The sequence below is a fragment of the Halobacteriovorax sp. XZX-3 genome (assembly GCF_043196495.1).
GTDB lineage: Bacteria > Bdellovibrionota > Bacteriovoracia > Bacteriovoracales > Bacteriovoracaceae > Halobacteriovorax_A.
In genome coordinates this window covers 1,211,707-1,236,144 of record NZ_JBEBMO010000001.1, presented here as the reverse complement: position 1 = coordinate 1,236,144, position 24,438 = coordinate 1,211,707, and the positions used below count along the sequence as shown (strand labels likewise).

General features: G+C 36.1%; 24 protein-coding genes. 17 read left to right on the top strand and 7 right to left on the bottom strand.

Features of this window, described 5'->3' with window-relative positions; translation table 11 throughout:
• The first annotated feature begins 168 nt into the window (after window positions 1-168).
• From miaB to ABMA70_RS05825, 4 genes are all read left to right on the top strand, one after another.
• Window positions 169-1,674: a tRNA (N6-isopentenyl adenosine(37)-C2)-methylthiotransferase MiaB gene (gene miaB / locus ABMA70_RS05840; protein WP_103216467.1), complete on the top strand. Its 1,506-nt coding sequence runs from the start codon at window positions 169-171 to the stop codon at window positions 1,672-1,674.
• A gap of 94 nt (window positions 1,675-1,768) precedes the next feature.
• Window positions 1,769-2,395, top strand: a complete 627-nt coding sequence (locus tag ABMA70_RS05835; protein ID WP_103216468.1) for a hypothetical protein — start codon at window positions 1,769-1,771, stop codon at window positions 2,393-2,395.
• Window positions 2,383-3,426 carry an aminopeptidase gene (locus tag ABMA70_RS05830; protein ID WP_392991011.1) on the top strand — a complete coding sequence of 348 codons (1,044 nt, stop codon included), beginning with the start codon at window positions 2,383-2,385 and terminating at the stop codon, window positions 3,424-3,426. Before ABMA70_RS05835 ends, ABMA70_RS05830 begins: the two co-directional genes overlap by 13 nt.
• A gap of 16 nt (window positions 3,427-3,442) precedes the next feature.
• Window positions 3,443-4,393: a hypothetical protein gene (locus tag ABMA70_RS05825; protein WP_392991013.1), complete on the top strand. Its 951-nt coding sequence runs from the start codon at window positions 3,443-3,445 to the stop codon at window positions 4,391-4,393.
• On the opposite strand, the gene ABMA70_RS05820 is transcribed toward ABMA70_RS05825, so the two are convergent.
• Window positions 4,394-5,224: a hypothetical protein gene (locus ABMA70_RS05820; RefSeq protein WP_392991015.1), complete on the bottom strand. Its 831-nt coding sequence runs from the start codon at window positions 5,222-5,224 to the stop codon at window positions 4,394-4,396.
• A gap of 121 nt (window positions 5,225-5,345) precedes the next feature.
• Between ABMA70_RS05820 and ABMA70_RS05815 the strand changes: the two genes are divergently transcribed.
• Window positions 5,346-5,768, top strand: a complete 423-nt coding sequence (locus tag ABMA70_RS05815; RefSeq protein ID WP_392991017.1) for a hypothetical protein — start codon at window positions 5,346-5,348, stop codon at window positions 5,766-5,768.
• Complete coding sequence (locus ABMA70_RS05810) at window positions 5,749-6,147, top strand: hypothetical protein (protein ID WP_392991019.1); 399 nt, start codon at window positions 5,749-5,751, stop codon at window positions 6,145-6,147. The genes ABMA70_RS05815 and ABMA70_RS05810 overlap by 20 nt, the downstream gene beginning before the upstream one ends.
• On the opposite strand, the gene ABMA70_RS05805 is transcribed toward ABMA70_RS05810, so the two are convergent.
• A complete protein-coding gene (locus ABMA70_RS05805) occupies window positions 6,127-6,924 on the bottom strand; it encodes a hypothetical protein (protein WP_392991021.1) in 798 nt (265 codons plus the stop codon). The genes ABMA70_RS05810 and ABMA70_RS05805 overlap by 21 nt on opposite strands.
• Before the next feature lie 179 nt (window positions 6,925-7,103).
• Here ABMA70_RS05805 and ABMA70_RS05800 point away from each other — a divergent pair, with 179 nt between their 5' ends.
• Window positions 7,104-8,555, top strand: a complete 1,452-nt coding sequence (locus tag ABMA70_RS05800; protein WP_392991022.1) for a hypothetical protein — start codon at window positions 7,104-7,106, stop codon at window positions 8,553-8,555.
• Here the strand turns inward: ABMA70_RS05800 and ABMA70_RS05795 are convergent, their stop codons facing one another.
• Both ABMA70_RS05795 and ABMA70_RS05790 read right to left on the bottom strand, forming a co-directional pair.
• Window positions 8,556-10,184 carry a ChaN family lipoprotein gene (locus ABMA70_RS05795; protein WP_392991024.1) on the bottom strand — a complete coding sequence of 543 codons (1,629 nt, stop codon included), beginning with the start codon at window positions 10,182-10,184 and terminating at the stop codon, window positions 8,556-8,558. It lies immediately after the preceding gene.
• Between the two features lie 15 nt (window positions 10,185-10,199).
• The gene (locus ABMA70_RS05790) at window positions 10,200-13,028 is read right to left on the bottom strand and encodes a hypothetical protein (RefSeq protein WP_103216477.1); all 2,829 of its coding nucleotides are present in this window, start codon (window positions 13,026-13,028) and stop codon (window positions 10,200-10,202) included.
• A gap of 266 nt (window positions 13,029-13,294) precedes the next feature.
• On the opposite strand from ABMA70_RS05790, the gene ABMA70_RS05785 reads away from it, so the two are divergent.
• From ABMA70_RS05785 to ABMA70_RS05750, 8 genes are all read left to right on the top strand, one after another.
• Window positions 13,295-14,254: a hypothetical protein gene (locus ABMA70_RS05785; protein WP_393022138.1), complete on the top strand. Its 960-nt coding sequence runs from the start codon at window positions 13,295-13,297 to the stop codon at window positions 14,252-14,254.
• A 36-nt stretch (window positions 14,255-14,290) separates the two neighbouring features.
• Window positions 14,291-14,872 (top strand): RsmD family RNA methyltransferase, encoded by a 582-nt coding sequence (locus tag ABMA70_RS05780; RefSeq protein WP_103216479.1) that lies wholly within the window; start codon window positions 14,291-14,293, stop codon window positions 14,870-14,872.
• Window positions 14,873-14,923: 51 nt separating this feature from the next.
• Window positions 14,924-15,403 carry a pantetheine-phosphate adenylyltransferase gene (gene coaD, locus ABMA70_RS05775; RefSeq protein WP_103216480.1) on the top strand — a complete coding sequence of 160 codons (480 nt, stop codon included), beginning with the start codon at window positions 14,924-14,926 and terminating at the stop codon, window positions 15,401-15,403.
• Window positions 15,403-16,629, top strand: a complete 1,227-nt coding sequence (locus ABMA70_RS05770; RefSeq protein WP_103216481.1) for a pyridoxal phosphate-dependent aminotransferase — start codon at window positions 15,403-15,405, stop codon at window positions 16,627-16,629. The genes coaD and ABMA70_RS05770 overlap by 1 nt, the downstream gene beginning before the upstream one ends.
• Window positions 16,630-16,694: 65 nt before the next feature.
• Window positions 16,695-17,693, top strand: a complete 999-nt coding sequence (locus ABMA70_RS05765) for a hypothetical protein (RefSeq protein ID WP_103216482.1) — start codon at window positions 16,695-16,697, stop codon at window positions 17,691-17,693.
• 3 nt (window positions 17,694-17,696) lie between these two features.
• Window positions 17,697-18,830: a hypothetical protein gene (locus ABMA70_RS05760; RefSeq protein WP_392991029.1), complete on the top strand. Its 1,134-nt coding sequence runs from the start codon at window positions 17,697-17,699 to the stop codon at window positions 18,828-18,830.
• Window positions 18,831-18,946: 116 nt separating this feature from the next.
• A complete protein-coding gene (locus ABMA70_RS05755) occupies window positions 18,947-20,272 on the top strand; it encodes a PhoH family protein (protein WP_103216484.1) in 1,326 nt (441 codons plus the stop codon).
• A gap of 14 nt (window positions 20,273-20,286) precedes the next feature.
• The gene (locus ABMA70_RS05750; protein ID WP_103216485.1) at window positions 20,287-20,850 is read left to right on the top strand and encodes a PilZ domain-containing protein; all 564 of its coding nucleotides are present in this window, start codon (window positions 20,287-20,289) and stop codon (window positions 20,848-20,850) included.
• A gap of 93 nt (window positions 20,851-20,943) precedes the next feature.
• Here the strand turns inward: ABMA70_RS05750 and ABMA70_RS05745 are convergent, their stop codons facing one another.
• Together ABMA70_RS05745 and ABMA70_RS05740 are read right to left on the bottom strand one after the other, a co-directional pair.
• Window positions 20,944-21,255: a hypothetical protein gene (locus tag ABMA70_RS05745; RefSeq protein WP_103216486.1), complete on the bottom strand. Its 312-nt coding sequence runs from the start codon at window positions 21,253-21,255 to the stop codon at window positions 20,944-20,946.
• 135 nt (window positions 21,256-21,390) lie between these two features.
• On the bottom strand, window positions 21,391-22,002 hold the full coding sequence (locus tag ABMA70_RS05740) for a DedA family protein (protein WP_233189674.1): 612 nt from the start codon (window positions 22,000-22,002) through the stop codon (window positions 21,391-21,393).
• Window positions 22,003-22,128: 126 nt separating this feature from the next.
• Here ABMA70_RS05740 and ABMA70_RS05735 point away from each other — a divergent pair, with 126 nt between their 5' ends.
• Window positions 22,129-22,869, top strand: coding sequence for a hypothetical protein (locus ABMA70_RS05735; RefSeq protein WP_392991031.1), 741 nt, complete (start codon window positions 22,129-22,131; stop codon window positions 22,867-22,869).
• 41 nt (window positions 22,870-22,910) lie between these two features.
• Here the strand turns inward: ABMA70_RS05735 and ABMA70_RS05730 are convergent, their stop codons facing one another.
• Window positions 22,911-23,513, bottom strand: a complete 603-nt coding sequence (locus ABMA70_RS05730) for a peroxiredoxin (RefSeq protein ID WP_103216488.1) — start codon at window positions 23,511-23,513, stop codon at window positions 22,911-22,913.
• Between the two features lie 286 nt (window positions 23,514-23,799).
• Between ABMA70_RS05730 and ABMA70_RS05725 the strand changes: the two genes are divergently transcribed.
• Complete coding sequence (locus ABMA70_RS05725) at window positions 23,800-24,411, top strand: ATP-dependent Clp protease proteolytic subunit (RefSeq protein ID WP_021266245.1); 612 nt, start codon at window positions 23,800-23,802, stop codon at window positions 24,409-24,411.
• Window positions 24,412-24,438: the final 27 nt, after the last annotated feature.

The window sequence follows — 24,438 nt, the reverse complement described above, 5'->3', positions numbered from 1 at the left end:
AAAAGACCATATTATCGCCAGATTTTACAGCTGTTACGATAAAAAGAACTCAATGATTTCAACATGTTACAACTTTTAACGTTGTAGTATTTTCCTTGGTTTTGTCGTTATTTCAGCTACTTATATGTATTTCATCTCCTCATTTTGCCCGTAGGTAGGGCAGGGAAAATGAAAAGAAAGGCGATAGAAGGAAAATTCATGACAACAGATATTTCTCCAACTGGTTTAGGCGTAAGTAAGCAAAATCACGTAGCTTCATCATTTATAGATGAAAAGTCAGGTGATCGCATTGTTCAACTAGGGGATGTATCGTTTCCTCCACGTAAGGTTTGGATGAAAACTTACGGTTGTCAGATGAATTATCATGATACTGAACGTATTCTTTCTCACTTAAAAAACTTAAATTTCTCTCATACTGAAGAATTAGAAGAGGCCAGTCTGGTTCTTTTCAATACTTGTGCAGTTAGAGAACTAGCAAATAATAAATTTTATTCACAATTAGGTGAACTTAAACATCTAAAGCAGCAAAAAGGTGATGACCTGGTTATTGGAGTTGGTGGATGTGTTGCCCAAACAGAGGGAAAAGATCTTGTAAAAAAATTCAAGCACCTGAACTTCGCCTTTGGTCCAGATACAATTGATACAATTAACGATATGGTTTATCGCACTTATGCAGGTGATGATAAATTTTCAGTAAATACTTGGGATCGTTCTAGTAACTTTTCAATTGAAACAAAAATTAATCATGGAACTCCACAAGCATTCGTTAATATCATCAAGGGTTGTGACAAATATTGTACTTACTGTATTGTTCCTTATACTCGTGGACGCGAACGTTCAAGAAAGCAGGCCGAGATTGTTGAGGATGTAAGAAGACTTGTAGAATATCAAGGTGTTCAAGAGGTGATGCTTCTTGGTCAAAACGTAAACTCGTTTGGAAAGGAAAATGGGGAGCGTCTGTCTGATTTAATTATGGATTTAGATCAAATCAATGGCCTAGAGATTTTAAGATATACAACATCACATCCTTACGATGTATCCGATGATCTAATCGCAGCTCATGGAGCGGCAAAGAAATTATCAAAACATTTACACCTTCCAGTTCAATCTGGTTCAAATACAGTTCTTCAAAGAATGAATCGTGAGTACACAAAAGAGCATTACCTAGGTCTTTTAGAAAAACTACGTGCCGCTCAACCAGATATCGTTCTTTCGACAGATATTATCTGTGGTTTCGTAAATGAGACTGATGAAGAACACAAAGAGACTTTAGATCTTCTAGAAAGAGCACAATTTGATTTCATTTACTCATATGTTTACTCTCAAAGAAGTAAAACTCGTGCAGCTAAGATGGAAGATTTCCTAACTCAAGAGATTCGTAAGTCACGTCTTCACGAAGTACAAGCTTTTCAACTTGCTATTCAAGAAAAGATTCGCGCTAAGATGGTCGGTAATGAATACCGCGTATTAGTCGAAGGCTCAAATACAATGAAAGGCGAGACTAAATGGAAGGGAAGAACGAATTGTAATCGTCTGATTCACTTTAAAGGTCCTAAGGAAAATGAAGAGTTAAACCTTAAGTGGCACTGGGTTGATGTTAAGTGTACGTCGACTACTGCACTTTCTTGTCAGGGTGAACTACTTCAAGATCATGGCCGTCGCTTAAGTAAGTAGTTGTAATTACGAAGTGAAATGGAGTTCTTTGCCTAAATAAGCATTAGTAACTTCCTAAGTTGTAAAATATCCTTGAGTATTTTTTGGGGATATTATGAAATTACGCTTACTTTTACTTTGCAAAATGACGTTCTTAGCTTTGTTAACGATTAATTCACAGGCCTTAACAGAACTTGATCTCGACTTTAATTACAAGAAGAATATTTTTGGTCTCGATCGTGAGTCTTACGAAACGACTCGTATGTATGCAGGCTCTGTTACTTTCTACTTTCTTTCAAAGACAGGTATCGAACTTAATATTTCTCAGTCAGAAAATGAAATTATCGGAAAATATGATAACTCAGGTCTTTCAACAGGACTTGTAATTGAAAATGAATACACCAATATTAAAACTCAAAGCTTTGGTATCGGGATAAGACAAGCTCTTTCAAGTCGTAAATCATTTCTTCAACCGCTAATCTCTCTTGGTTGGAGTCGCCAGCAGTATACTCTTTATTCAACAACTTTAGTTAAGGACTTAGATACTTCGACCGAATATCTCATCAAGTCCGGAAAAGAGAAGTCTAGTTACGATGCAATGTTTGGGGCATTTGCTTTAAAGGTCATGCTAACAAGAACTTTCTCAATAAAGGGCTCAGTAAGAACGGTCTTTCGTGCTTTTGAATTTGAACAAGCGAGAGATCAGTTAAGTTACAATGCTGGGATCTCATGGTTGTTCTAAACAGACTTTTTCTTCTCTTAATTTTATTCACGAGTTTATCTTGTGCCAAAATAAGTTATCTAACTGAGCAGGGCATAGGACAAGTTGATATTCTTTGGAGTGCTCGAGCTAATCAGGATGTCTTAAAAGACCCGAAGGTTAGTGAAGAATATAAGAATAAAATTAAACAAATCGAAACCTATAAAAAGTATTTCTATGAATACTGGAAAAGGCCTACTACAGATATTTATTCTAAGACGACACTTTTAAAATCTCGTGCAGTTACTTATCTCGTTATAGCTTCTAGACCTAATGAGATAAAGGCCCGCAAAGAGTGCTTCACTTTCTATGGATGCTTTCCTTATCTTGGATTTTTCAAAGAGGAATCTGCAATGGAGTTTGCAAAGGAGCTTGAAAGAGACGGTTATGAAACTTATACAAGAGATGTACTGGCCTATTCGACACTTGGAAATTTCAATGACCCAATACTTTCTTCTTTTTTTGAATATGGAAAGTACAGCTTAACTGAAACAGTCTTTCATGAACTATTTCATACAATCTTCTTTGCTAAGAATGAAGTCGACCTAAATGAAAACCTTGCCAACTACTTTGGTGAGCAAATGCTTATTGAGTATTACAAGAATGATAAAGAACTGGTCAAATATTTCAAGAATCTCGAGTTAAATGCAAAGCTCAAGAAGGCCGTTACGATTCACGCTAAAAACCTCAAGGAAATTCTTAAACAAGATGCCTGGGAGAGTAAGAAGAAAGATTATCTTACGATAACAATGCCCAAAGAACTAAGTATGCTTTGTTCTAGTCTTGAGGTCACAAATTGTTGGCCTGCAAAAATGGAGTGGAACACAGCATCTTTGGCAGCTTTTATGACTTATGAGAAAAGTCAGTCTCAAATTGGCGAATATGCTAAGAGATTTAATGGTGATCTAAAAGCACTCTTTGCAAATATTGAACAACGCTATCAAAAGTACCTTGAAGATGACGTGGAAGGTAGCTTTGAGGACTATCTTTTTAATTTCAAATCGCTGAATTAATGTTATCTTTCTTGATATGAAAAACAAGAAACACTTATTCTTTATTGATCCAATTGAAAAACTTGTCACAAAGAAAGATTCGACAATCTTAATTGCTCTAACGATGCAAGAAAGAGGCGAGGATGTTTATGTTCTTTTTGAAAAAGACTTCTTTGTCCAAAATGCTAATGGCATTCAGTTTGACTGTTACCGCATTAGTGGAAAGATCAATGAAAGTTTCTATGTTGAAGATTTCAAAGTAGAAGATGATTCACAAGTTGTTTCAATTGATTCAAATACAGCAATTCATATGAGAATTGATCCACCATATGATTCGCGCTATCAGCGCTACCTTTGGATGCTTAATTTCTTAACTGAGATGTATGGTGTTCAGGTTTTAAATAATCCATTAGGAATTATGAAACATAATGAAAAGCTTTCGGCCTATACAAGAGAGCTTAGCCTTGATAGCTATGTAGGAACTTCTCTTGCTGGTGCTAAAAAGTTTGTTGCAACTCTTGCTTCTCGTGGGGTCCAAGAATTGATTTTAAAGCCTCTTGATCTTTATCAGGGTATCGGTGTGCAAAAAGTAGGCTTGGACGGATTTGAAGGGCATTTTAAGGCCAAATGCGATGAGTTTAAAGGGCCAGTTGTTGTACAAGAGTTTGATGCTTCTGTTATTGAAGGTGAAATTCGCACAATTTTCTATCGTGCTAATGAACTGGGAACAATCCTAAAGGTCCCAAAAGAAGGCGAGTTCCTTGCCAATATTGCTCAAGGAGCAAAGTATTCTGCCGTCGAATTAGATCCTGAAGTAAAAGCAGAATGTCAGCATATTTGCGAAAAGCTTATGGCCGACGGAGTTGATTTAATTGCTTTTGATATTCTTGGTGGAAAGATTTCGGAAGTAAACGTAACGTGTCCGGGATTAATGGTGGAGGTTTCTTCTGCTATGAAAAGAAACCTCGCACTTGAATTATTTAGATAATTACATTCTTGGAGCTGAAGCCGGAAAGTCTTTTGTATAGTCAGTTGAAAATTGAAGATCGAAGCCTACACAGTCATTATCCCATACTCGGGCCATTGGGCAGTAACCATTCACTTCAGCGCTACTTTGACTATAACCTTGATTTAAATAGAACTGACAAGACCAGTCCCATTGAACATCAAGAACATCCACAATGATTGGGCCTGTTGTTGTTGGAAGTGAGTAGCTAGAAAACTCTTTAACTTTCGAAACTTCTTCGTTTGCGATATCACCAAAAGTTACACTTCTAATCATATTTGATTCACAGCTTTCACCTTGAGCGCGAATACATAACTTAATTCTTAATTTCTTATATTGTTGTGGATTATAGTGACATTTTTCTCCATAGGCATCTGTCGTTCCCTGTGTAGGAGCTGTTCTTGGACGTACACGAATATTAAATCGAGAGTCTGTATAGAGCATGGCCTGACCATTTCCAAGAGAAGTCGAAGACCACATCACATTTGATCCAGAAGATACACGTGAGCTACCACGAAGAACAATAGTTCCTACAGTGTAGAAGTTTGTCGTCTGGCCATCGCCATCAGCTGTTCCTTCTTCGTTACCGTCTCCATAACCATCACCACTATCGGTTTGTTCATTATTGCCACTATCATCGCCGTCACTTCCACCGTTACCCCAGTCCCAGCCGCCATTTCCGCCGCTTCCTGAGTTACCGTTATCCCAACCATTTCCGTTAGAGTTATTATAATTAGCTCTAGAATTAGTCGGTTGAGTACAACTCGTTAATGTCATGAGTACTAAAGTTCCCAATAATATAAATTTTCTCATGTAATCCTCGTTCTTACATTTCCTCACTATTTTATCGGTAATCTATTGAATATACTTTAATCTTCACTTAAGTGTTTAAAATCGCAGTAGCATTTTTTCTAAAGCTTGCTAAAATTATCATGTGTTAGTTAAAAAAGAACTTATTCGAAAATTAGTGGATGAATTTTATCAAGTGGCAAATTACTTGATTCAAGATCAATTGCAGGCAATGCAACTTATTATTGATGTGGCCACTGGCCATGTTCAACAAGGTAATCAAGTTCTGTACAAGATAGATAACGAATATTTTGAACATCAATTTCTAATAAAATTAATTGGTCTAGCTAAACAACGAAGTGAGCAAATCTTAAATAAAAAGAATAGCGAAATCGATAGTGTTGAGAAAAGGGCCTGTGTTTATCTTTTTGAGTTCAAAGGGGAGAGTGTTGAGAGTATTGCACAAACTCTTAAGATCTCTCAACAAGAGGTTCTATCTTATATTGATCAATTATCCCATAATAGAATACATTTAAATGAGAGCTTTGATGGAAGAACAATTAATTAATAATAATTTTAAAAAGTGCTTCTTCTCAAAGCAAATGACTTATTTAGAAAGTCGTGACTTTGTGAAAAATGAACAACATCTTTCTCAATGTCTAGACTGTCGCCAAAAACTCCTTGAGTACGATTTAAAAAAACAAGATTTGATCAATGATTTTAATTCTTATAAAGCTAACTCTGAGGTTGAGGAGCTGCTTTTTAGAGAGTTAGATGAATTGATACCTGATTTAGAAGAAGAACAAATAAAGGGGAGTCCTGTCTTAAAAAAGCGTCAGTACAATCTCTCAGTAAAAGACTTCTTTATCTTTCTTACTTTTGGTATTCCAAGAAAATTACAATTGATTATTGTGGCAACGATAATCTTAGCGGCGTGTATTTACTGATAGAGTGAAGATAGCATAGTACTTTCCATCATCGTCTTTTAGATCTTTTACAATATTAGGAATCTTATTCATTTTCCCTAAAGCTGTTTCAAAGATTTTATGGATATCATCATCTTCTGATGACTTAAGAATTTTTACAATTTCAGCATTTCCTTCTTCATCGTAACGTACAACGGCCCTTAATTCTTGAGCTGAAGCTGAGCGTAGACTCTCTTGAACATAAGGCCTTTCTGTTACTCGATTTCTCACCGAAATTTGAACAGAGTTGATATACTGAACAGCAACACGCTTATAGAAAGCATAGAAAACCTTCTCGAACTCATTCAGTTTGTCGGGGCTAATACCTTTAGGCGGTAGAAAACTTACAGTTGCTTCTTGAACGTGTGATAGTTCATTAGTCCAATTAGCTTCTTTGAAGCTTTCTTTTGAAATCCTTCTTTGGGTAATCTGATTCTTTTGAACGGATTCCTTTTTAACTGTTTCAACAATTCTTTTTTCTTCTTTCTTTGATAGGGCAGAAGATCGACTTTTTACTTCCTGATCAACGCGTTTGATTTCTTTTTCAGTATAAGAAGGTTTTCCATAGGCAAGTTGACCAAAAAGGTTTTGGTTATCCTGGGCCTTATCGAGTCCAATCTTTCTAACTTCAATTTGTTTGAACTTGAGCTTAATTGGTTCTTCCTGGGCCAGTTTCTTCGAATTGTCAGCATCAAGTACTAAACTTAGTACCAATGCATGTAAAACGAGGGAAAATAGGATTGTAATATAGTTGATCATTTTTCTCCGGCCGGATTTATCTATAAAAATTGTACCATTTTACTTGGTTTGGGACAAAGGAATCTCCTTTAAACTGGTAAAATTTGTCTACTCTTTCTTCTAGTTGAATCAATAGGTAGAATTAAAGTGTGCTAATTGGCGCAAAAGTAAATGAATTACGCAATTTTAAGGACTTATGGATGAGTAAACCAGTTCAATACAAATTTTCAAAGGTGAGATTAGGAATATTAGGTCTATCTTCTGTCTCAATTTTAGTCATTGCTTATATGCTAAGTGGTGTATCGAATAGTTATAAACTGGTCTCAACAATTCAAAACGGAATTCAAATTTGTAGTACAAGAGTTCAGCAAACCTACACTGCTGCAGTTGCAGGGGATATGAATTCAACATATTTAGATAGTAACTTTACGGCGCAAACAGGAGAATGCTTTGCTCAAGTCTCTGACCTAATGACTGAGTATGGAAAATTCTCTTCAGCAATCGTTAAAAAATTTAATACAGTAAGTTCAAATGTTCACTGGTTTCATGAGAGTCTTAGAAGTACAGGGAAGGGATTTTCTGTAACAGACAAGAATTTCTCTAGCAATATCGACGAAAAGTTCTCTCAGTTTGAAGATGCTGCAGATGCTGGCTCAATTCTTATTGAAAATCACTTCGAAACGATTTCAAGTTCACTTTCAAATATTAAAATCTCTCTTGCTCTTGTTGCAGGAGTGTTCTTATTTACTTTTGCATGGGAATTAATTTTCAAGAAGATTGTTATGCAAAGAAGAAAAGAACTTGAAGATGAGGCGTTAAGTCTTCTTATGCTTAATCAAGAAGATAACTTCGATGAGATTGAAAGCGTTATCATTAATGCACTTGAGCTTAATGAGATGAAGCATTGCTCAAAGCTTTACTCTGCACAAAAGCAAAACTTCAGAAAAGAGAAGAGAAAAGCGACGATCTCTTCTAATGAAAATAAAACTTTCGGAATGGTTCTTTCTAATGATGATCAAGATGCAAAACAAGTTGCGGATCAAATTTGGTCTATGAGTGAATCAAATGAAAGTAGTGAAAATGAAACTAATGTACCAATGGTACAAAGTTGTGAGATTTCTTCGGTAAACCGCTTTATTGCTTGTAAAGTACAAGATCAGTACAAAGAGCAGGGGATCGAATTTAAAATTGATACTAATGAAAAAGAAATCATCGGTGAGAGAGAAACGATTGAGCAAATTCAATATAATATTCTCTTAGATGCAGCTAAGAACTCAATTAATGCTGATGAAGATAAGAGAACGATTGAAGTTCAAGGTAAGACACTTGGAGCAATCTACTATCTAAGTATTTCTTCGTACGGTGAGAGTAAGAATTCAACTGAACTTGAAACTTCAGTTCAAATCGTAAGAGAGCTTTTAAAAGACATTTCGGGACGTCTAGAGCTTGCAAACCTTTACAATGACGATCTACAACCAGTTGGACGTAAGTACAAGATAATCTTTAAAACAAAAGATGTTGTTACTGCTGCTCCAGTAGCTGAAGTAGAAAGTGCTAATAAAGTGACTGAAGAGGTGAAGGAAGATACTTCTAAGAAAGTTACTCGTATTGAAAAAGGTACTAAGCGCGAGATTATGCAAAGACTAATGTAATTAGAATTCGCGTTTTTTTAGCTTTTTAATATCTACTAAATTTCCAATTTCATTCAACAGGCTTTGATAGTTTTCATTTGAGTAATCATCTGATGCTACAAGCCTGTATACATCTTTATACTCAACTCGATTAGCAGCGAAGAAGTAGTCAAAAATAATATCTGCAAGCATGTGTGATACTTTACGTGAAGCTTTATGAAGCTGGTAGAGAGTTAGTCCTTTTAGTTCTTCATTAACATTAGCTCGTTTATTACAAAGCTTTAAACATGCTTTAAAGACCATCTTATCAGTCTTCTTAAGTTGTTTATTATTACGTGCCATGTATTGAAAGTCTTTATACATATTACACTTTCGATAGGGGTTAAAAAGCTTCGAACAGAAGTAAGCACTAATATAATTATGAATAAGATAAACAAATAAATTCGTACGATCTCTCTTATTAAAGAAGTCAACAATCTCTTTTTCCGGAATCTTTAACTTTGATTGATGAATATGAATCCCTGCTAGGTACGAGATGCGATTAATTGAATAACTTGAACAGTAATAAGCTTTCTTACATGGAAGTTTAAACGTCTTACCATGTTCGATGAGCTTATTGTAAAAACTAATGGCCTTCTTTGACTTTAGTTTATTGATTGTTGTTTTTACTTTTTTTAGGTTTTGCTGATCAAAGATTCTAAAATCTTCAATCTCACCAATTGGTATATCAAGATTAAGGGTATTATTAATTTCATGACAAAAGTAAGCAAAGTTATCCAAGATATTGTCTGAAAACTTAAGTGCACCTGTCTCTATAATATACTCGTGAATGTCAAAGTCAGGATCATCAGCTAAGTGCTCATACCAGTAAATTTGAGATTCATACTTTAACCAAGGAGGAGAGTTTACCAGAACAAATTCTCTCATATTGTACTTAACAATTTGATCAGATCTTAGCTTATTGGTTTTAACTAAATTCCAGTAAACTTCATCAGTATTTTGATGAATGATTGTTTGAACAATATCCTTATTTGCCAGATCAAAAACTTTTTGTGGCAGCTTATTTGGAACAATGTGAAGTTCTCCAAATAAAATAAGTAACTTTTGTTCTGGGTTTTCTTTATGATAAGTCGCAATTTTCTTTGCGGCCTTCTTGTCTCTTTGCTCCAGATTTCCCTTAGTATTAAGAGCAATTATTGAAATATTGTGATCCTTAGCAAGATCAAAGAAGATCTTATAAAAGGTCCAAGGGAAGCGCCATGAATTCTTATAGTTGATTGATTCTAGAAATTCGAGCTCAGTAATGGCCCCTTTAAGATATGAATCAATGTAGAATTGATGATTGATATGAATGAATTCGACACCAATTGAAAATTGATAATCACTCTTTGCTAGGATGCGAATGATACGTTCGAGGTTTCTCGTACTCTGGTCAAAAGTATGGAAGTCTCCAAGGTAGATGATATCAGAGGTATCAATTGAATCATAAAGTTGACTGACGCTTGAAGTTTGAAAGTCTCGGCGAGCGTAGCGCTGTTGATCTTGACGATATTTTTTTAGTAAAGCTGAAGGCTCTCCTTCAAGAGAGTTGGCCTTATTTTTAAAATAGCGGTAGATACTCCAGTGAGTCTCATCGACTTTCAATTGCATAAGTCTATGATATCACTAATTATTTATTTGACCAATAATGATATTGTTTAGAGTGTTATTAATTAGTGCAAACGTTTCATTCACGTTATGTGCTACCTGATCTTGCTCTGCAAGTAGGGAATTAAGCTCTTTTGCTGCAGGAACTTCAAGAGATTGAACGATAGTTGAAATAGGAGTTCCAACTGCACTTGTCAGAATGAACTGGATGAATTGAAGTAATTGTAATTCACCATGTAGGTTAAGAACTTCTCTATCATTTGAAATAAGTCTAAGCTTTGTTGTGTGTTCAGACTTTTCAAAGATTGCACTTGTTAGTGGAAGGTGAATATCATTTCTCTCAGTGATAAGTGTTTCAAGATAAATATCTTGGTTGTTTGGATAGATAGGTGTCTTTGGCAGACCAACAATCTTTCCAATGAGTGCACTTGAAGAGTAATCATACTTCATTTGAACCTTTCCACTATTTACCTGATCACGGTAATTACCAATGATAATTTTTAGGTGAGAAAGGATACAACTTGTATGCCATGGCCAGCGCTTAGCAAGTAAGTTGATAGTATCGATCTTAGAAGCAAGTTTTTGCGTGTACATGCAAAAATCCGTTGTCTGGACATCTTCTTTCGAAAGAGTGATATCTTGTAGAGACTCAATATGGTGTGAAGGTAAGAATTCCGTCTTCTCAAGGAATTTTGGAATTAACATGGCATTTAGTTTTGCCTTCGTTTTCTTCAGTCCACCATTAAAAGTAAGCTGAGTAATCTGCTTACCAATTGTCGTCTTAAAGAACTCTCTAAATAGATTGATATTTAGATTTGAGATCTTTGGTAGTAATCCAAAGTATTGGAAGTAAGCGTTACCATACTCCTCAATCTTCGCCTTAAGTGAATCAATTGTCGTCAGCTCAAGCTTAATATCGTTCTCATTAGTGAAGTCCACAATCAGAAGATATGGATATCTCTCTTGAGGGTTAAGGTTGAAGCCTAGTAGGTCGTAGTTGTCATCTTCACGGTAATTTGAAAGAGACTCAACACTAAAGAATTGATCAAATGGGATACAACTCTTTGTTAGGTTTCTAAAATATTGTGGGTGAGTGATCTTATCACTTTCACTGTTGTTACTTAGAAGCTTTCCGTTAAGGATAGCATCTTGGTGAAACTCAAATGATAATCCACACTTTGTTTCATTTGAAAAAAGTGGAGCATCAATGGCCTTCTTATTTGCAAATAGCTTATCAATTTCTTCAACGAAGAAATCAAATTTCGAAAAGTGAGTCAGATCACCATTCATATTTACAGAAAGACACGACTCCTTAAGAAGAGTTGAGTTAACATCTGGGTTACCAAAAATATCTAATTTATTTTCTACCACACGCTTCGAGAAGATATAGAAGTAGCGTGGGATTTCACCCTTACCTTTAAGGCCTTCAAGATTAAAGCGCATCAGTAGTTTGTACTGCTTAAATAGTGCTTCGTTCTTTGCTGCATGAGAAGGAACAAAGAGCTTCTGATTAGAGAAGACATACATATAACCACTATTAGATAGATGCTCCCCATTTTGCATTATATTTGTAATGAGGTAGTGGTGTGGGTTCTTCTTAGGAATATTTACTAAGTTAACCAGAATTCTATCGTAGATACTTTGCTGTACCTCTGTAGCATCAAGCAGGGCAAATTGACCGCTGGCCGTAATTCTCGATTTATTCGACTTCTGCTTAAAAAGAGAAACGATTAAAGAGATAGGGTCTTTATTCTGTCTTGGAGCTAGATATACTAAGAAAGTCATGAATTGAATTTCTTGGAATATCTTTAAGTATTGTCCGTTAACATAATTATCACCTCTAAACTCTGGGCAGATAATTTCTTGCCAAGCCTCTGTTGAATTATTCTCTTGAGCAATCCAGTGAGAGATCGTTAGTGAGTTTAGAAAGTTACCTGTAAATAGGGTACTTAAACATTGTGGTTGAGTATTAAAATTGAAATACCCACCATGATTTTCAATCCACTTTGGAAAGTTGATTAAAAGATTATTAGTCATTAGTCCAAAGTTACGATTACTGAAAGCATGAGAATACTTATCAGTTTCGTTGTGGAATAAAACTACTGATAACTCATTCGGAATTTCATGATTTAGAACTTTAAAGAACTCAATAGGGTTAAGGTCTTTAAGGATAGAGCTAAGTTCTAAAATGCTGTCACCAAAATTTTCATTTGGTCTAAACCAGCTGTATTCATTAGTTCCTAGTGCACGACTCGATAATTCACGTGAGCTTGATACTTTAAAGATCTTACTTAGCGTTGAGTTTGGATTCAAAATCTCATTCTTAGTAAGAGTCTTTGAATAGAAAGAGCTCAGTTGAGTTAGAAAGCGAACCTTTAAGATATAGACGCTAATAGAACGAAGGCAGTAAACTTTTAAAAAGTCTTGGATACATTCGTAACTTGGACCGTTCTTGTCATCAAGTTGTGCCCAAAATTGGTTAAAGTCGCTAACTCCCTCAGGGTGAATACCGTTGTGAGTTGTATATTCAATAAATTCTTGAAATAAAGATTGCTTAAGACTGCGGTTGCGGTGCTTGAAAGACTTAACCTGAGTTTTTGCTTCATTGAAAAGTTCAAATACAATTTTTTTGAACTTCATGCTTCCTTTAGTTAGTAAACTTTCACCACGCCACTTCGGAATAATGTGGTCACTAACAAGAAATTGTCCGCTTTGAATTGAAGGAACAGGAGTAGGTCCGCTTGCATTTACTGCATGCTTAGGCTCCTCAAGGCTATCTGCCTCGGTACTAGGACCAGGAATATTGTTAATCAGCCAATTCTTAGCTGAAAACGATGAATCTTTCACTTCGCCTGTTGTTCCGTATAATAATCGACAGTCCTCAAAACTTTAAGATGGTTAACATTCTAAACTATGTAAGGAAAGTCGTGTGTTGCGTCTTTTAAATTGGTAGTAAAATATAACGATGGCCACTCATATTGTCATGCTTAAAAATAGATATTCTCGACTTAAGCTTTGTAAGTTGCTGATTTTATAACAATGTTTATTTCTTAAAGTTTCTGTCATCTGTGTCGAAAAGCACAAGTGATATTGGATCAATAGACGGAGTTTATATGGGTGGAAATAAACCTCAAGATGCAGCAGCAAAAAGTGTAGAAAGTGGATTTTCTGAGAATGAACTAGATGACATCATGGCAGAATTTGCAAGTCTGGATAAAGAACTGTCAGGACAACTTGATAGCGCGCCAGTAGCAGAGGTCGTCGAAGAAAGCGTTGCAGAATCTGCACCAGTAGAAGAGTTTGCTGTAGAAGTAAACCCGCTAGATGCCCTAGAGGCGCAAGCTAATCCTCTTGATGAAATGGTTGCGGAATCAAATGCTCTTGATGAAATGGTTGCGGAATCAAATCCTCTTGATGAAATGGTTGCGGAATCAAATCCTCTTGATGAGATGGTTGCGGAATCAAATCCTCTTGATGAAATGGTTGCTGAGTCAAATCCTCTTGATGAGGTTGTTGCAGAAGTGGAAGAAGTATTCGAAGAAGAGACAACACAAATCGTTGCTCAAGAAGATATTGAAGAAGCAGTTGCTGGGGATTCTTCTCCATCACTCGAAGAAGCATTTACTGAAGGCTTTGATGAAGCTGAAATGGATGCCATAATGAAAGATCTTGAAGAAATTGACGCAGCATCACCTACGACAACTCTCGAAATGGAAGAAGAGCCGGCAGCGAATGCACAATCAACAGTGATAAAAGATGAAGACAATGAAAATATACTTGTGATAAATCAAGCGCCTAAAGAAACTCCTGCGCCTTCTTTCACGCATGTTGCGCCAACAACTAGCGAAAGTGGTGACGTTACTTTTAGTGCAGCAGGTAATATGAATTTTAATGTAAACTTGACGATCGCTGGGTCGCAAGCAACATTAAGTGTAGTTGATGGACGCTTTACTCTGACAATGAATGGTGTAGACGTTTCAATAACTGAAGAAGGCTTTAAGGCATGTATTGAAGGTGGAGCTAATTTTAATATTCCACTTCCTTCGGCCGAAGAAGCGAAGAAAGTCGCTTAACATTATTTGATGTTGTTTAAACTAAAAAGGTTATAAATGGCCATAAATATACTTGGTGGGCATGCTAAAGGGCATGCCCTTTTTGTTCCCCCTGAATCAATTACTCGTCCAACGAGTGTTATGCTTCGACGAAAATTCTTTGATGCTCATCAAGACTTAACGAATTGTCTGTTTGTGGATTTGTTCGCAGGTAGTGGTGCTATGGGGTTTGAAGCGCTTTCAAGAGGGGCGAAGAAAGTCGTACTTGTTGATGACCATCCAAAAGTTCTTAATGTCTTAAAAAAGAATAAGATAGAGATTTCTAAAAAAGTAGACACAGAAGATTTATCAATTATTAAGCAAAAAGCTCAAGCTTATCTAAAAACAAGTATAAGTTATTTGGAGTCAACATCAGATGAATACGATGAGAGTTTCATTTTCATCGACCCGCCATATGAATTAAAGGATGTCTACTTAGAATGTCTCAAATTACTTAAAGAATCTTCATTCTCTGGAGAGATTTGGATTGAATCCGATCGTCAAAAGGGAATCCTTGAAGCAGATTTAAAAAAACATTCTCTTACTTTCTCTAAAGTCTACAAGCAAGGCACAAGTTATATTGCAAAAATTGCATTGTAATCCGGTGTCGTATAAAATTGATTTAAATTTATAATAGGAATTAGGTACTCAATGAAAAGAGCAATTTACCCAGGAACGTTTGACCCATTCACAAATGGCCACAAGGATATTTTAATGAGGTCACTAACAGTCTTTGATGAGGTGATTATACTTGTTGCCCACAATCGCAATAAGAAACCTCTTTTCACAGCTGAAGAGCGAGTTGAGATGTTAAATGAAACATTTAAAGATGAGCCTCGTATTAAAGCAGATAAGTGGGAAGGACTAATTGTCGATTATGCAAAAGCAAACGACATTGGCTCAATTATTAGAGGACTTAGACCTACAGGGGATTTCGAAGCAGAGTTTCAGATGGCCTCAATGAATAAGAGACTATACCCAGAAATTGAAACAGTTTTCTTTATTACTGAAAGAGATAACTACTATGTTTCAAGCTCGCTTGTTAAAGAAATTCATAAGCATGGAAAAGTAATTAAGGAATTCGTTCCAGATACAATTTATAACTGGATTGCTAAAAAAGGGAAGATCTAATGAATGTTTCGAAGCGTTCACAAGAAATTAATGAGAGTATTACTTTAAAGCTTAATGCCAAAGCAGTAGCTATGGCACAAGAAGGTAAGAAAGTTTACAACCTTACAGCAGGACAACTACCTTATCGACCACCAAGGGAGTTAGTCGAATCAATAAGGGGAGAGTTAGACTTTCTAAAAAGTTTTCAATACAGCCCAGTTGCAGGCGATAGTGAGTTACTAGAAAAAATTATCGAATATGTTGAAACTTCTCGAGGCATTAGCTTTGATGAGTTTGACCATAATTTCAAGGCCGTTGTAGGTAATGGTGGAAAGCATGTTCTTGCAAATATTTTTGCAAGTATTGTTGATCCAGGTGATGAAGTAATAGTTTTTGCTCCATACTGGATTTCATATCCACAAATGATCTCTCTTAATGGTGGTGTCTTAAAAGAAGTTAAGGCTTCCGTTTTTAATGCGTTTGAACCAGACCTAGAGGAATTAAAAGAATTGATTAGTGATAAAACGAAAGCAATTGTTTTAAATAGCCCAAATAATCCATCGGGGATTTTCTATAATGAAAAGTGGATGAAGCAATTTGCTGAAATTGTGAAGCCATATGAAAATACTTTTATTATTTCTGATGAAATATATTACGAATTAAATTATTACGACCCAAAACCAACATATTATTATCAATATGATCGTGAGTTATTGTCACGTACAATCATTGTCGACGGTATTTCAAAAAGTCTTGCAGCAACTGGCCTAAGACTTGGCTACTGTATTGCACACGAAGATGTGATTGATGCTGTTAAAAAGATTCAAGGCCATACAGCTTCAGGTTCTTGTTCATTAATTCAGCGTGCGCTACTTCGCTATAATATGAATCATGTTGATGAGTATCTAACTCCAGTTAAAAAACACTTACGTGAGAATGCTCTTATATTAAGAGAAGTTCTAAGAGAGTATAAGTTAGAAAAGTGCTGGTATCAGGTAACGTCAGCTTTTTATTTTCTCTTTGATTTCTCAAGCGCTCCTGTCATTGGCCGATTTAAAAAATCGGATACTGATCTGTCGGATTACTCTGTTGAGATCTGCGAACAAGTTCTTGAGCAAAAAGGTGTGGCAATGGTCCCGAGTGGGGATTTTGGTCTTCCAAATTGTGCCAGAATTTCTCTTGTTCTACCAAAAGATGATTTTAAAGACGCAATTGTTAGTGTCGCCGAGTATTTAACTCAGGAATAAGCTATTTAAGATTGGTATCTCATTCCCACTATGAATTAAAGGTTAAGTTAAGAGATAATTAAGCTGTGAATAAACTAATTGTTTTCAGTATTTATCTCTTAACATCAATTCTTTTCACCTCTTGTGGTGTCGATGAAGATATCGAACTTGAAAGAAGTTATCTTTCTGTTGAAGATCATTTATCGACTGGGGATTGTGATAAGGCCCTCAGTAAAATGCTTGCGATGAAAGAGCAGAGTGGAGATGCAACTTATTATAAGTTACTTGCTTCTTCTTATGCATGTAAAGCAGGCTTTTCTGTAACAGAGTTCTTCTTAAATGAAATCACAAAAATTACAACGGGTGGAGATCTCCTAAGTTCAATGTCAACATTTACATTGGCCCAGGCCATGACTGACATTGATGATCTTTCTTACTATTATCTTGGCAAAGCAATCGATGTTTTAACTTATTCTGGAGGAGTTGGCCCAGCAACAAAAGATCCGTCTGCTACGCTTCGTAAAGCAACATTTGGAAGTTATGGAGCGGCCGATATAAATTCTTTTCTAATGTATATGCTCTTTGTTCGAAACGGTATGAGCATGGCCTTCTTTGGAAATTCTGATGCGCTTGGTTCGAAAGGAGCGGGGACAGTTGGAACTAATGAATGTCTCTTCGCATACTCTTACTTCGGAGATGGCGATCTTGATGCATATATTCAAGCAGGTGGCGTGACAGGTGCATGTGATGATGGTGCTGATACAGGTAGTATTGATTTAACTAATGGTGATTCAAGCCTACATCTAGAACGTGCTTGCGCATTGGTTACTGACTTTAATAACTTATTAGATGTTCTTGAAAATATCACTCTTGGTGATATTACTGATGTTGATTTAACAACATTTCTGGCCGACATTAGTACTGTTAGGCAAGACTTTGTCGACAATGTGATTACACCTAAAGGCTTTTCAAATAGTCTTGTGACAATAAAAAATCAAACTCAATGTGTAACAGATTTTACAGGTAGTGAACTTCAAATTGCTTACTATATGGCAGCACTTTTTGAAACACTTCATTCAAGGTAGGTAATGGGAAAGACGCTAAAGCTCCTATTCATTACTCTTTTGAGCATCAATGTTTTGGCCTTTGAGAAATTCTTTTTAGGTCAGAGTCCTCGTGCCATGTTAATGGGAAATGCATGGATGGGGCTTGCTAATCAGGATTCATTTACTGTTTTTTACAATCCTGCTAGCTTAGGTGCAAATTATGATGTTGATATATCTCCTGTTAATTTTATTCTAGCTGGGCCAAATGCGATCGATGATATGGATCGCTTTAATAATCTTCCAAGTGATGCTGCTGGTATTGCTGATCAGCTAATGGGTTACCCTCTTTATTTAGAAGCTTCTAACTTTTCAACGATTAAGGCCCATCATTTTTCATTTTCTTATTTTACTAAGAATCGTGCCAATATCGTTTTGAAGAACCGTGTAAATCCGGCCTTTAATGTTGATTACTCTTATGATCGTGGATTTATAGCTGGTTTTGCTTTCAATCTAATTGGTGGCAGTCGCAATAAGCAGAAAAAGAAAATTATGAAAGGTAAGCGTCTTTCGCTAGGATACTCTTTCAAATATTTAACAAGAGAAGGGACGCGAGATAAATTTGATATTTTCTCGACAAATATCATTACAAAAATTGAAAATGGCCTAGGCTCAATTGATGATATTAAAAATACATTTGGCTATTCCAAAGGTTCTGGTGCAGGTCACGATATTGGTATTGAATATGCCAATGGATGGGGAAATACAGAGTTTGTCGCATCAATGGCAGTTCTTGATATTGGTGATACATACTTTAAAAAGACTCAAGGGGATGGGGAAGTTCCTCGCATCAATATGGCCGTTAACACTGGAATTGCTGTAAAACAAGACTGGAAGGCATTTGATTATTCTCTTGCTCTTGATGTTAAGCCAATCAATCAAGGTTTGAGCTTTGGTCGAATGATTCACTTTGGGGCCCAGCTCAATATCCCTTTCTTTGGTTTCTTTGCAGGACTTGGCGAAGGCTATCTGAATTATGGAGCTGAGATTCGCCTATGGCCAGTTACGATTACTGCTGGATTTAATAATGTAGAAATAGGTTCTGAGTATCAAGAAACAAAAGGTGATCGCCTTTTTGTTTTTATCTCTTTATTTGATACATCCATGGATATTTTTTAGGCTTTTGTGTGAGTTTCATGACGCACAAAGGTGAACGGCCCTTTTTCTTTGACATCCCTTTTTACCATAACTTAAAATTTAATTAAGAGAGGCTTCCTCGCATCAATCTAAATGTCATGGAGGGCATTTTGACAAGAAAAACCTTTGTACTCGATACGAACGTATTATTATTTGATCCTAACGCTATTAACAAATTTGGTCCTAACGACGTCTTCATCCCACTAGTTGTAGTTGAAGAAGTAGATCGTTTTAAGAAAGATCAGAATGAGAATGGGCGTAACGCTCGTTATTTCTCAAGAATCATCGATGATCTTCGTAAGAAGGGATCACTTATGGATGGTGTTGAGTTAGACAATGGTGGAACCCTGATCATCTCTGTTGATAAGACAATTGAAAATCAACACGACACAATTGATCTTACTATTAATGATAACTTAATTCTTGCCTCAGCTATCTTCTTAAAGGAGCAGGGAGAAGATGTTGTTCTTATCACTAAGGACATCAACTTAAGAATTAAATCTGATATCTTAGGTATCAATGCTGAAGACTACGGAATGAAAGATATTAAGCTTGAGGAAATTTACTCAGGTTATCGCTTTCTACCACTTCCAAAAGATAAGCTTGAAGAATATGAAAAGAATCGCTTCTTACAGCTTGAAAACTGGGAAGAACTTGAAATTTTTCCAAATGAATACTTAGTTGTTCATGAAGAAGGAAATGATAGAAGAAGACTTCTGGGACGTTTCTCTAAAAGTAAACTTGGAGTTGTACCTTTAATTCCAATGAGAGAAGGTGTTTGGGGAATTTATCCAAAAAATATGGAACAGCAATTTGCTCTTGATGCTCTTTTAAATGACGATATCAAGTTAGTATCACTTGTTGGTAAGGCCGGTACAGGTAAGACTCTTCTTGCAATTGCAGCAGGACTTGAGATGACAATTAATCAAGAAAAATATTCAAGACTTCTTGTTTCTCGTCCAATTCAGCCAATGGGGAAAGACCTTGGTTATCTTCCAGGTGATGTAAACGATAAGTTAGGTCCTTGGATGCAACCAATCTTTGATAATATGGACTTCCTATTTGATCAAAGAAGAGCTGGAACAAGTTCTTCATATGTTGATCTAATGGATCATGGACTACTACATATCGAACCACTAACTTATATTCGTGGTCGTTCTATTCCTGGTCAGTACTTAATTGTTGATGAAGCCCAAAACCTTTCTCCACACGAAGTTAAAACAATTGTAACTCGTGCAGGTGAGGGAACTAAGATCATCTTAACAGGTGACCCTCAGCAGATTGATAGTCCATACCTTGATGAGATTAATAACGGTCTAAGCTATGTTGTCGAAAGACTGAAAACAGAAGAGATTATCTCTCATACGAAGTTAACTGTTGGTGAGCGTTCTGCGCTTTCTGAAACAGCTTCAAAATTACTTTAATAGAGGAATAGCGAGTGTCGAGAGCTAATCGTCAACATTTAAGAGCACCTGTAAATCAAGAGATGCTCTATCTTTGTGATGACTATGTTTTAAAGGGCCGCTGTTCTAATATTTCCGAAGGTGGAATGTTAATTACCGATATGGGGCGTGTACCTTCAAGTACACGCTTTCATACCATGGTATCTCTTATTCAATATCCAGAATTTTCAAAGTTAAGTTCTCAAAAACTTATTAGTATCGACCACAGCGCTTTTGATATTGAAGTTATTCGTTGTGAAGTTGATATTGTTCGTTCATTTGAAGGATTGTCGGAAGTAGAAAAAATCTTATTACCATCTATCGGTGCTAAGTTTTCACATGTAACTTCAGGGAATATGGCCCTGATACGCTCATACGTGACAACCTTTTCAAAGAATATGATTTACTTACTAACTCAATTTGAGAATTCTTCTAAGAAAAATGGGAATATCGTACATCTTAGAAAGACGGCATCATTGCTAGGATATGATTCTGAAATGAAGTTGCCACTTCTTAGGGCCAAAGTTCTACACGATTATCAATCGCTAGAATCCCTCTAAAGTCTGCTGGAAGCAAAAAAATAAGGCCCATCTTATGACGGGCCTTAAAACAAAAAAACAAAAAATAAAAAGAGAAGAATATAAAGAACAAAACTATAGTTTTGCTTTTATCGAATACTTAAGATCCTTGATTGTCGCTAAAAGATATTTGTCGATAGGCGATTCATTATCAAGGATGCGGCTTTTAAATTCAGCTGTTAGCTGATCTACTTTAATTAATAATTCGTTATTAATAACGTCGTCACTGTTGATTTCTGCAACAAGAGAGTTTGTCTCATTGATTAGGGCAGAGAAGTCTAGCTTAGAGAAATAATCTCTTTGAACAGTACTTTCACAACGGCTAGCTCTTTCGCTCTTAAATGCGTTGAAACTGATAACTTTATTTTGCGTGATTGAATTTAACATTTAGCGGTACTCCAATAATCAAATACTGTTCATTTTTTTTCACAACTTTTGTGAACAAGCGGGATTATGGAGGAAGAGGCCCGTGCTGTAAACTGTAATTGACGGGCCTTGTAATTTTTTCTGACTTTAATGATTTTAGGCGTTTACGTTCTTTTTCTTCCATTTTGAGACGATTACACCAAGAATTACAGCAAGTGCTACTGCACCGATAACGTAATTGCTCTTCTTGATATACTCAATAGCTGTCTCACCAAATTTATAATAAACAGTGAAGTAAACAACACATGATACTGTTGCTGCCAGCAGGTCTGACAGGGCAAATTTCCAAGCATTCATGCGTCCTAGACCCGCTGATAGGAAGAGTGCATTTCTAAATCCAAATGGAACAAAACGACCAAAAATTAATGTGAATACACCATACTTTTTAAAGAAGGCATTAACCATATCAAGGCGCTCTGGCGTAACCATTGAGGCAAAGAATTTAATTTTAAAAATTTTCGGGCCTAAGTAGCGTCCAATAAATCCGTAACAAATTAAATCTGAAAGATATGCTCCAAGAAATACCCCAAAGAAAAGTGGGTATAGGTAGTCTGGGTTCTTGGCCGCTAAAATGGCCGAAGTAAATAACATTACATCTTCAGAAATTGGAATGTTAAAGCCTGCTAAGAGGAGTAGTCCAAAAATTATAAATGGCGCCATGTGCACGTGAGTGTTGATATAGAGCATGATCTGATCAATGAATTCCATTTTATCTCCTAGCATAACTGTAAAAAAATTACGTTAAGAATATCCTAATTTGATTCAATATGCATTAGTTATCAGCGTATTTTTCCTCTCTCAAATTTAAGGTGTTTCTCTGGTAATATTAGGGCCGTGAAAAAGAGAATTTTTAGATCACTCATTATTTTTTACATTGGTTTAAATACGAACCAAGTATATGGAAAGAGCTTGGACTTCTTCTTAAAGTCTAAAGGGGACAACCATAACTACTTTATTCAAACCTCTGCTTCTCTTGGAATGTTTAAAGAAAAAACATCTAATCGAGTTTTAAAAACACAAAAGAATTCACCAATGACATTAACAGCAGGGATTTCGTATTTTCCTGTATCAATTGAGAAGCTCTCACTTGTCGCCCTTGGTAGTATTTCATATCTTGTTGCCTCAGAAATTGAGAGTGATAGTGGAAGTAGTTTTTCAAATAATTTAAAGCTTAAACCAGAGCTTGGAGCAAGTTTTTATGCTCATAAGTCTTATACACATCGCAATTCGACAGGTTTTTTTGGTGGTGTTGATTACGAAGTCTTCAATCTTTATAACTCAAGTAAATTCTTGGATGGTGAATCTCTAGATACTGAGGTTAAGCGCATCTATTATGGCACCTTAGGACTAACATTTGCTCAAAAGATAATTACACCTTTTGTACTTAATTTGAGCTTTTCTCAATCTGTGAATTCGCAAAGAGGCTTAAGCGGTCAACGTTATCAGATCAATTACAGTCAGAAGTATAGTGAGAATATGTGGTACAACATCTTTGCCAAACGTCATGAATTGAAAAATGATTATCGACAATTGAGTATCACTCGCTTGGGAATCGGAGTAGGATTTTATTATTAAAAAAGGCCCTCATTTGAGGGCCTTCATATTTCGAGCTAAAATTATAGCTTGTTGAAATATTCTTGTGATCCTTTTGGATCTGGCTTCATTGTATCAGCACCTTTAGTCCAACCTGCCGGACAAACTTCTCCGTGCTTAGCTGTAAATTGGTAACCGTCTACAAGTCTTGCAACTTCTTCAACATTTCTACCAACTGATAGGTTGTTGATTGAAACGTGTTGAACGATGTTGTTGTCATCAATGATATAAGTTGCTCTAAACGCAACGTCACCAGATGGCATAAGTGCACCGTATGATCTAGCTACTTCTTTTGTAAGGTCTTCAAGGATTGGGAAGTTGATATCACCAAGTCCACCTTCATTTCTTGACTGCTTAGTCCACGCTAGGTGAGAGAAAGCTGAATCAACAGAACAAGCGATAACTTCAGTGTTAAGGTCTTTGAAAAGTTGAATCTTGTCAGAAAATGCTGTGATTTCTGTTGGACATACAAATGTGAAGTCTAGTGGGTAAAAGAAAAGAACTTTCCACTTTCCTTTGAAGTCTGAAAGTGAAATTTCTTTGATTTCACCATTTACTACTGCATTACCTTTGAATTCTGGTGCTGCTTTTGAAACTAATGATGTTGGGTAAACTGTTTCAGTCATAATATTCTCCTGTTTTCTGCGCGTATAACTATTGAATAGTTTATAAATTCTTGCGCTAAATTAAACCGCAGGGGTGGGGGAAATTCAAGACCTGCAATGTTAAAATCTGTTCATCTTTTTGTTAAATATAGAAATAGTAGGGTAAATAATTTCAGTTGCTTAAGCTGGAATTTAATCAGAAAATCGCAAATATTTATCTAAAGAAATAGTCCCAACCCACCGAAATGCTGAATGCATTAGACAAATTAATTGGAAAAGAGTCCAAATATATATCTAGGGAGAAAAAATGATGGATCCAAAGGCACATATACCTAACCCAATTGTTATTGAGCAAACGGCAAGAGGTGAGAGACAATACGACATTTATTCAAGACTACTTCTTGATCGAATTGTATTCTTAGGTACACAAGTTAATGATACAGTTGCCAACCTACTTATTGCTCAGATGATGTTTCTAGAGCAGAGTAACCCAGAAGATCCAATCCATTTCTATATCAATTCACCAGGTGGAAGCGTTTATGCTGGACTTGGTATTTACGATATTATGCAACACGTATCTTGCCCAGTTTATACTTACTGTGTAGGGCTTGCTGCTTCAATGGGATCACTTCTTCTTACTGCTGGAGAGAAGGGACACCGTTACTCACTTCCACACTCTCGTATTATGATTCACCAACCACTAGGTGGAGCTCAAGGGCAGTGTTCTGATATTCAGATCCAGGCAAATGAAATCCAAACACTAAAAGACCAACTAAATGGTATCTATATTAAGCACTCGTCAGTTGATATGACGATGGAAAAAATTGTTGCAGCAACTGACCGCGACAATTACCTATCTCCACAAGATGCAATTGAGCTAGGTATTATTGATGGTGTTATTGAATCAAATAAGAAGTAAGATATAATTCTATTTTAGAATTAAAAC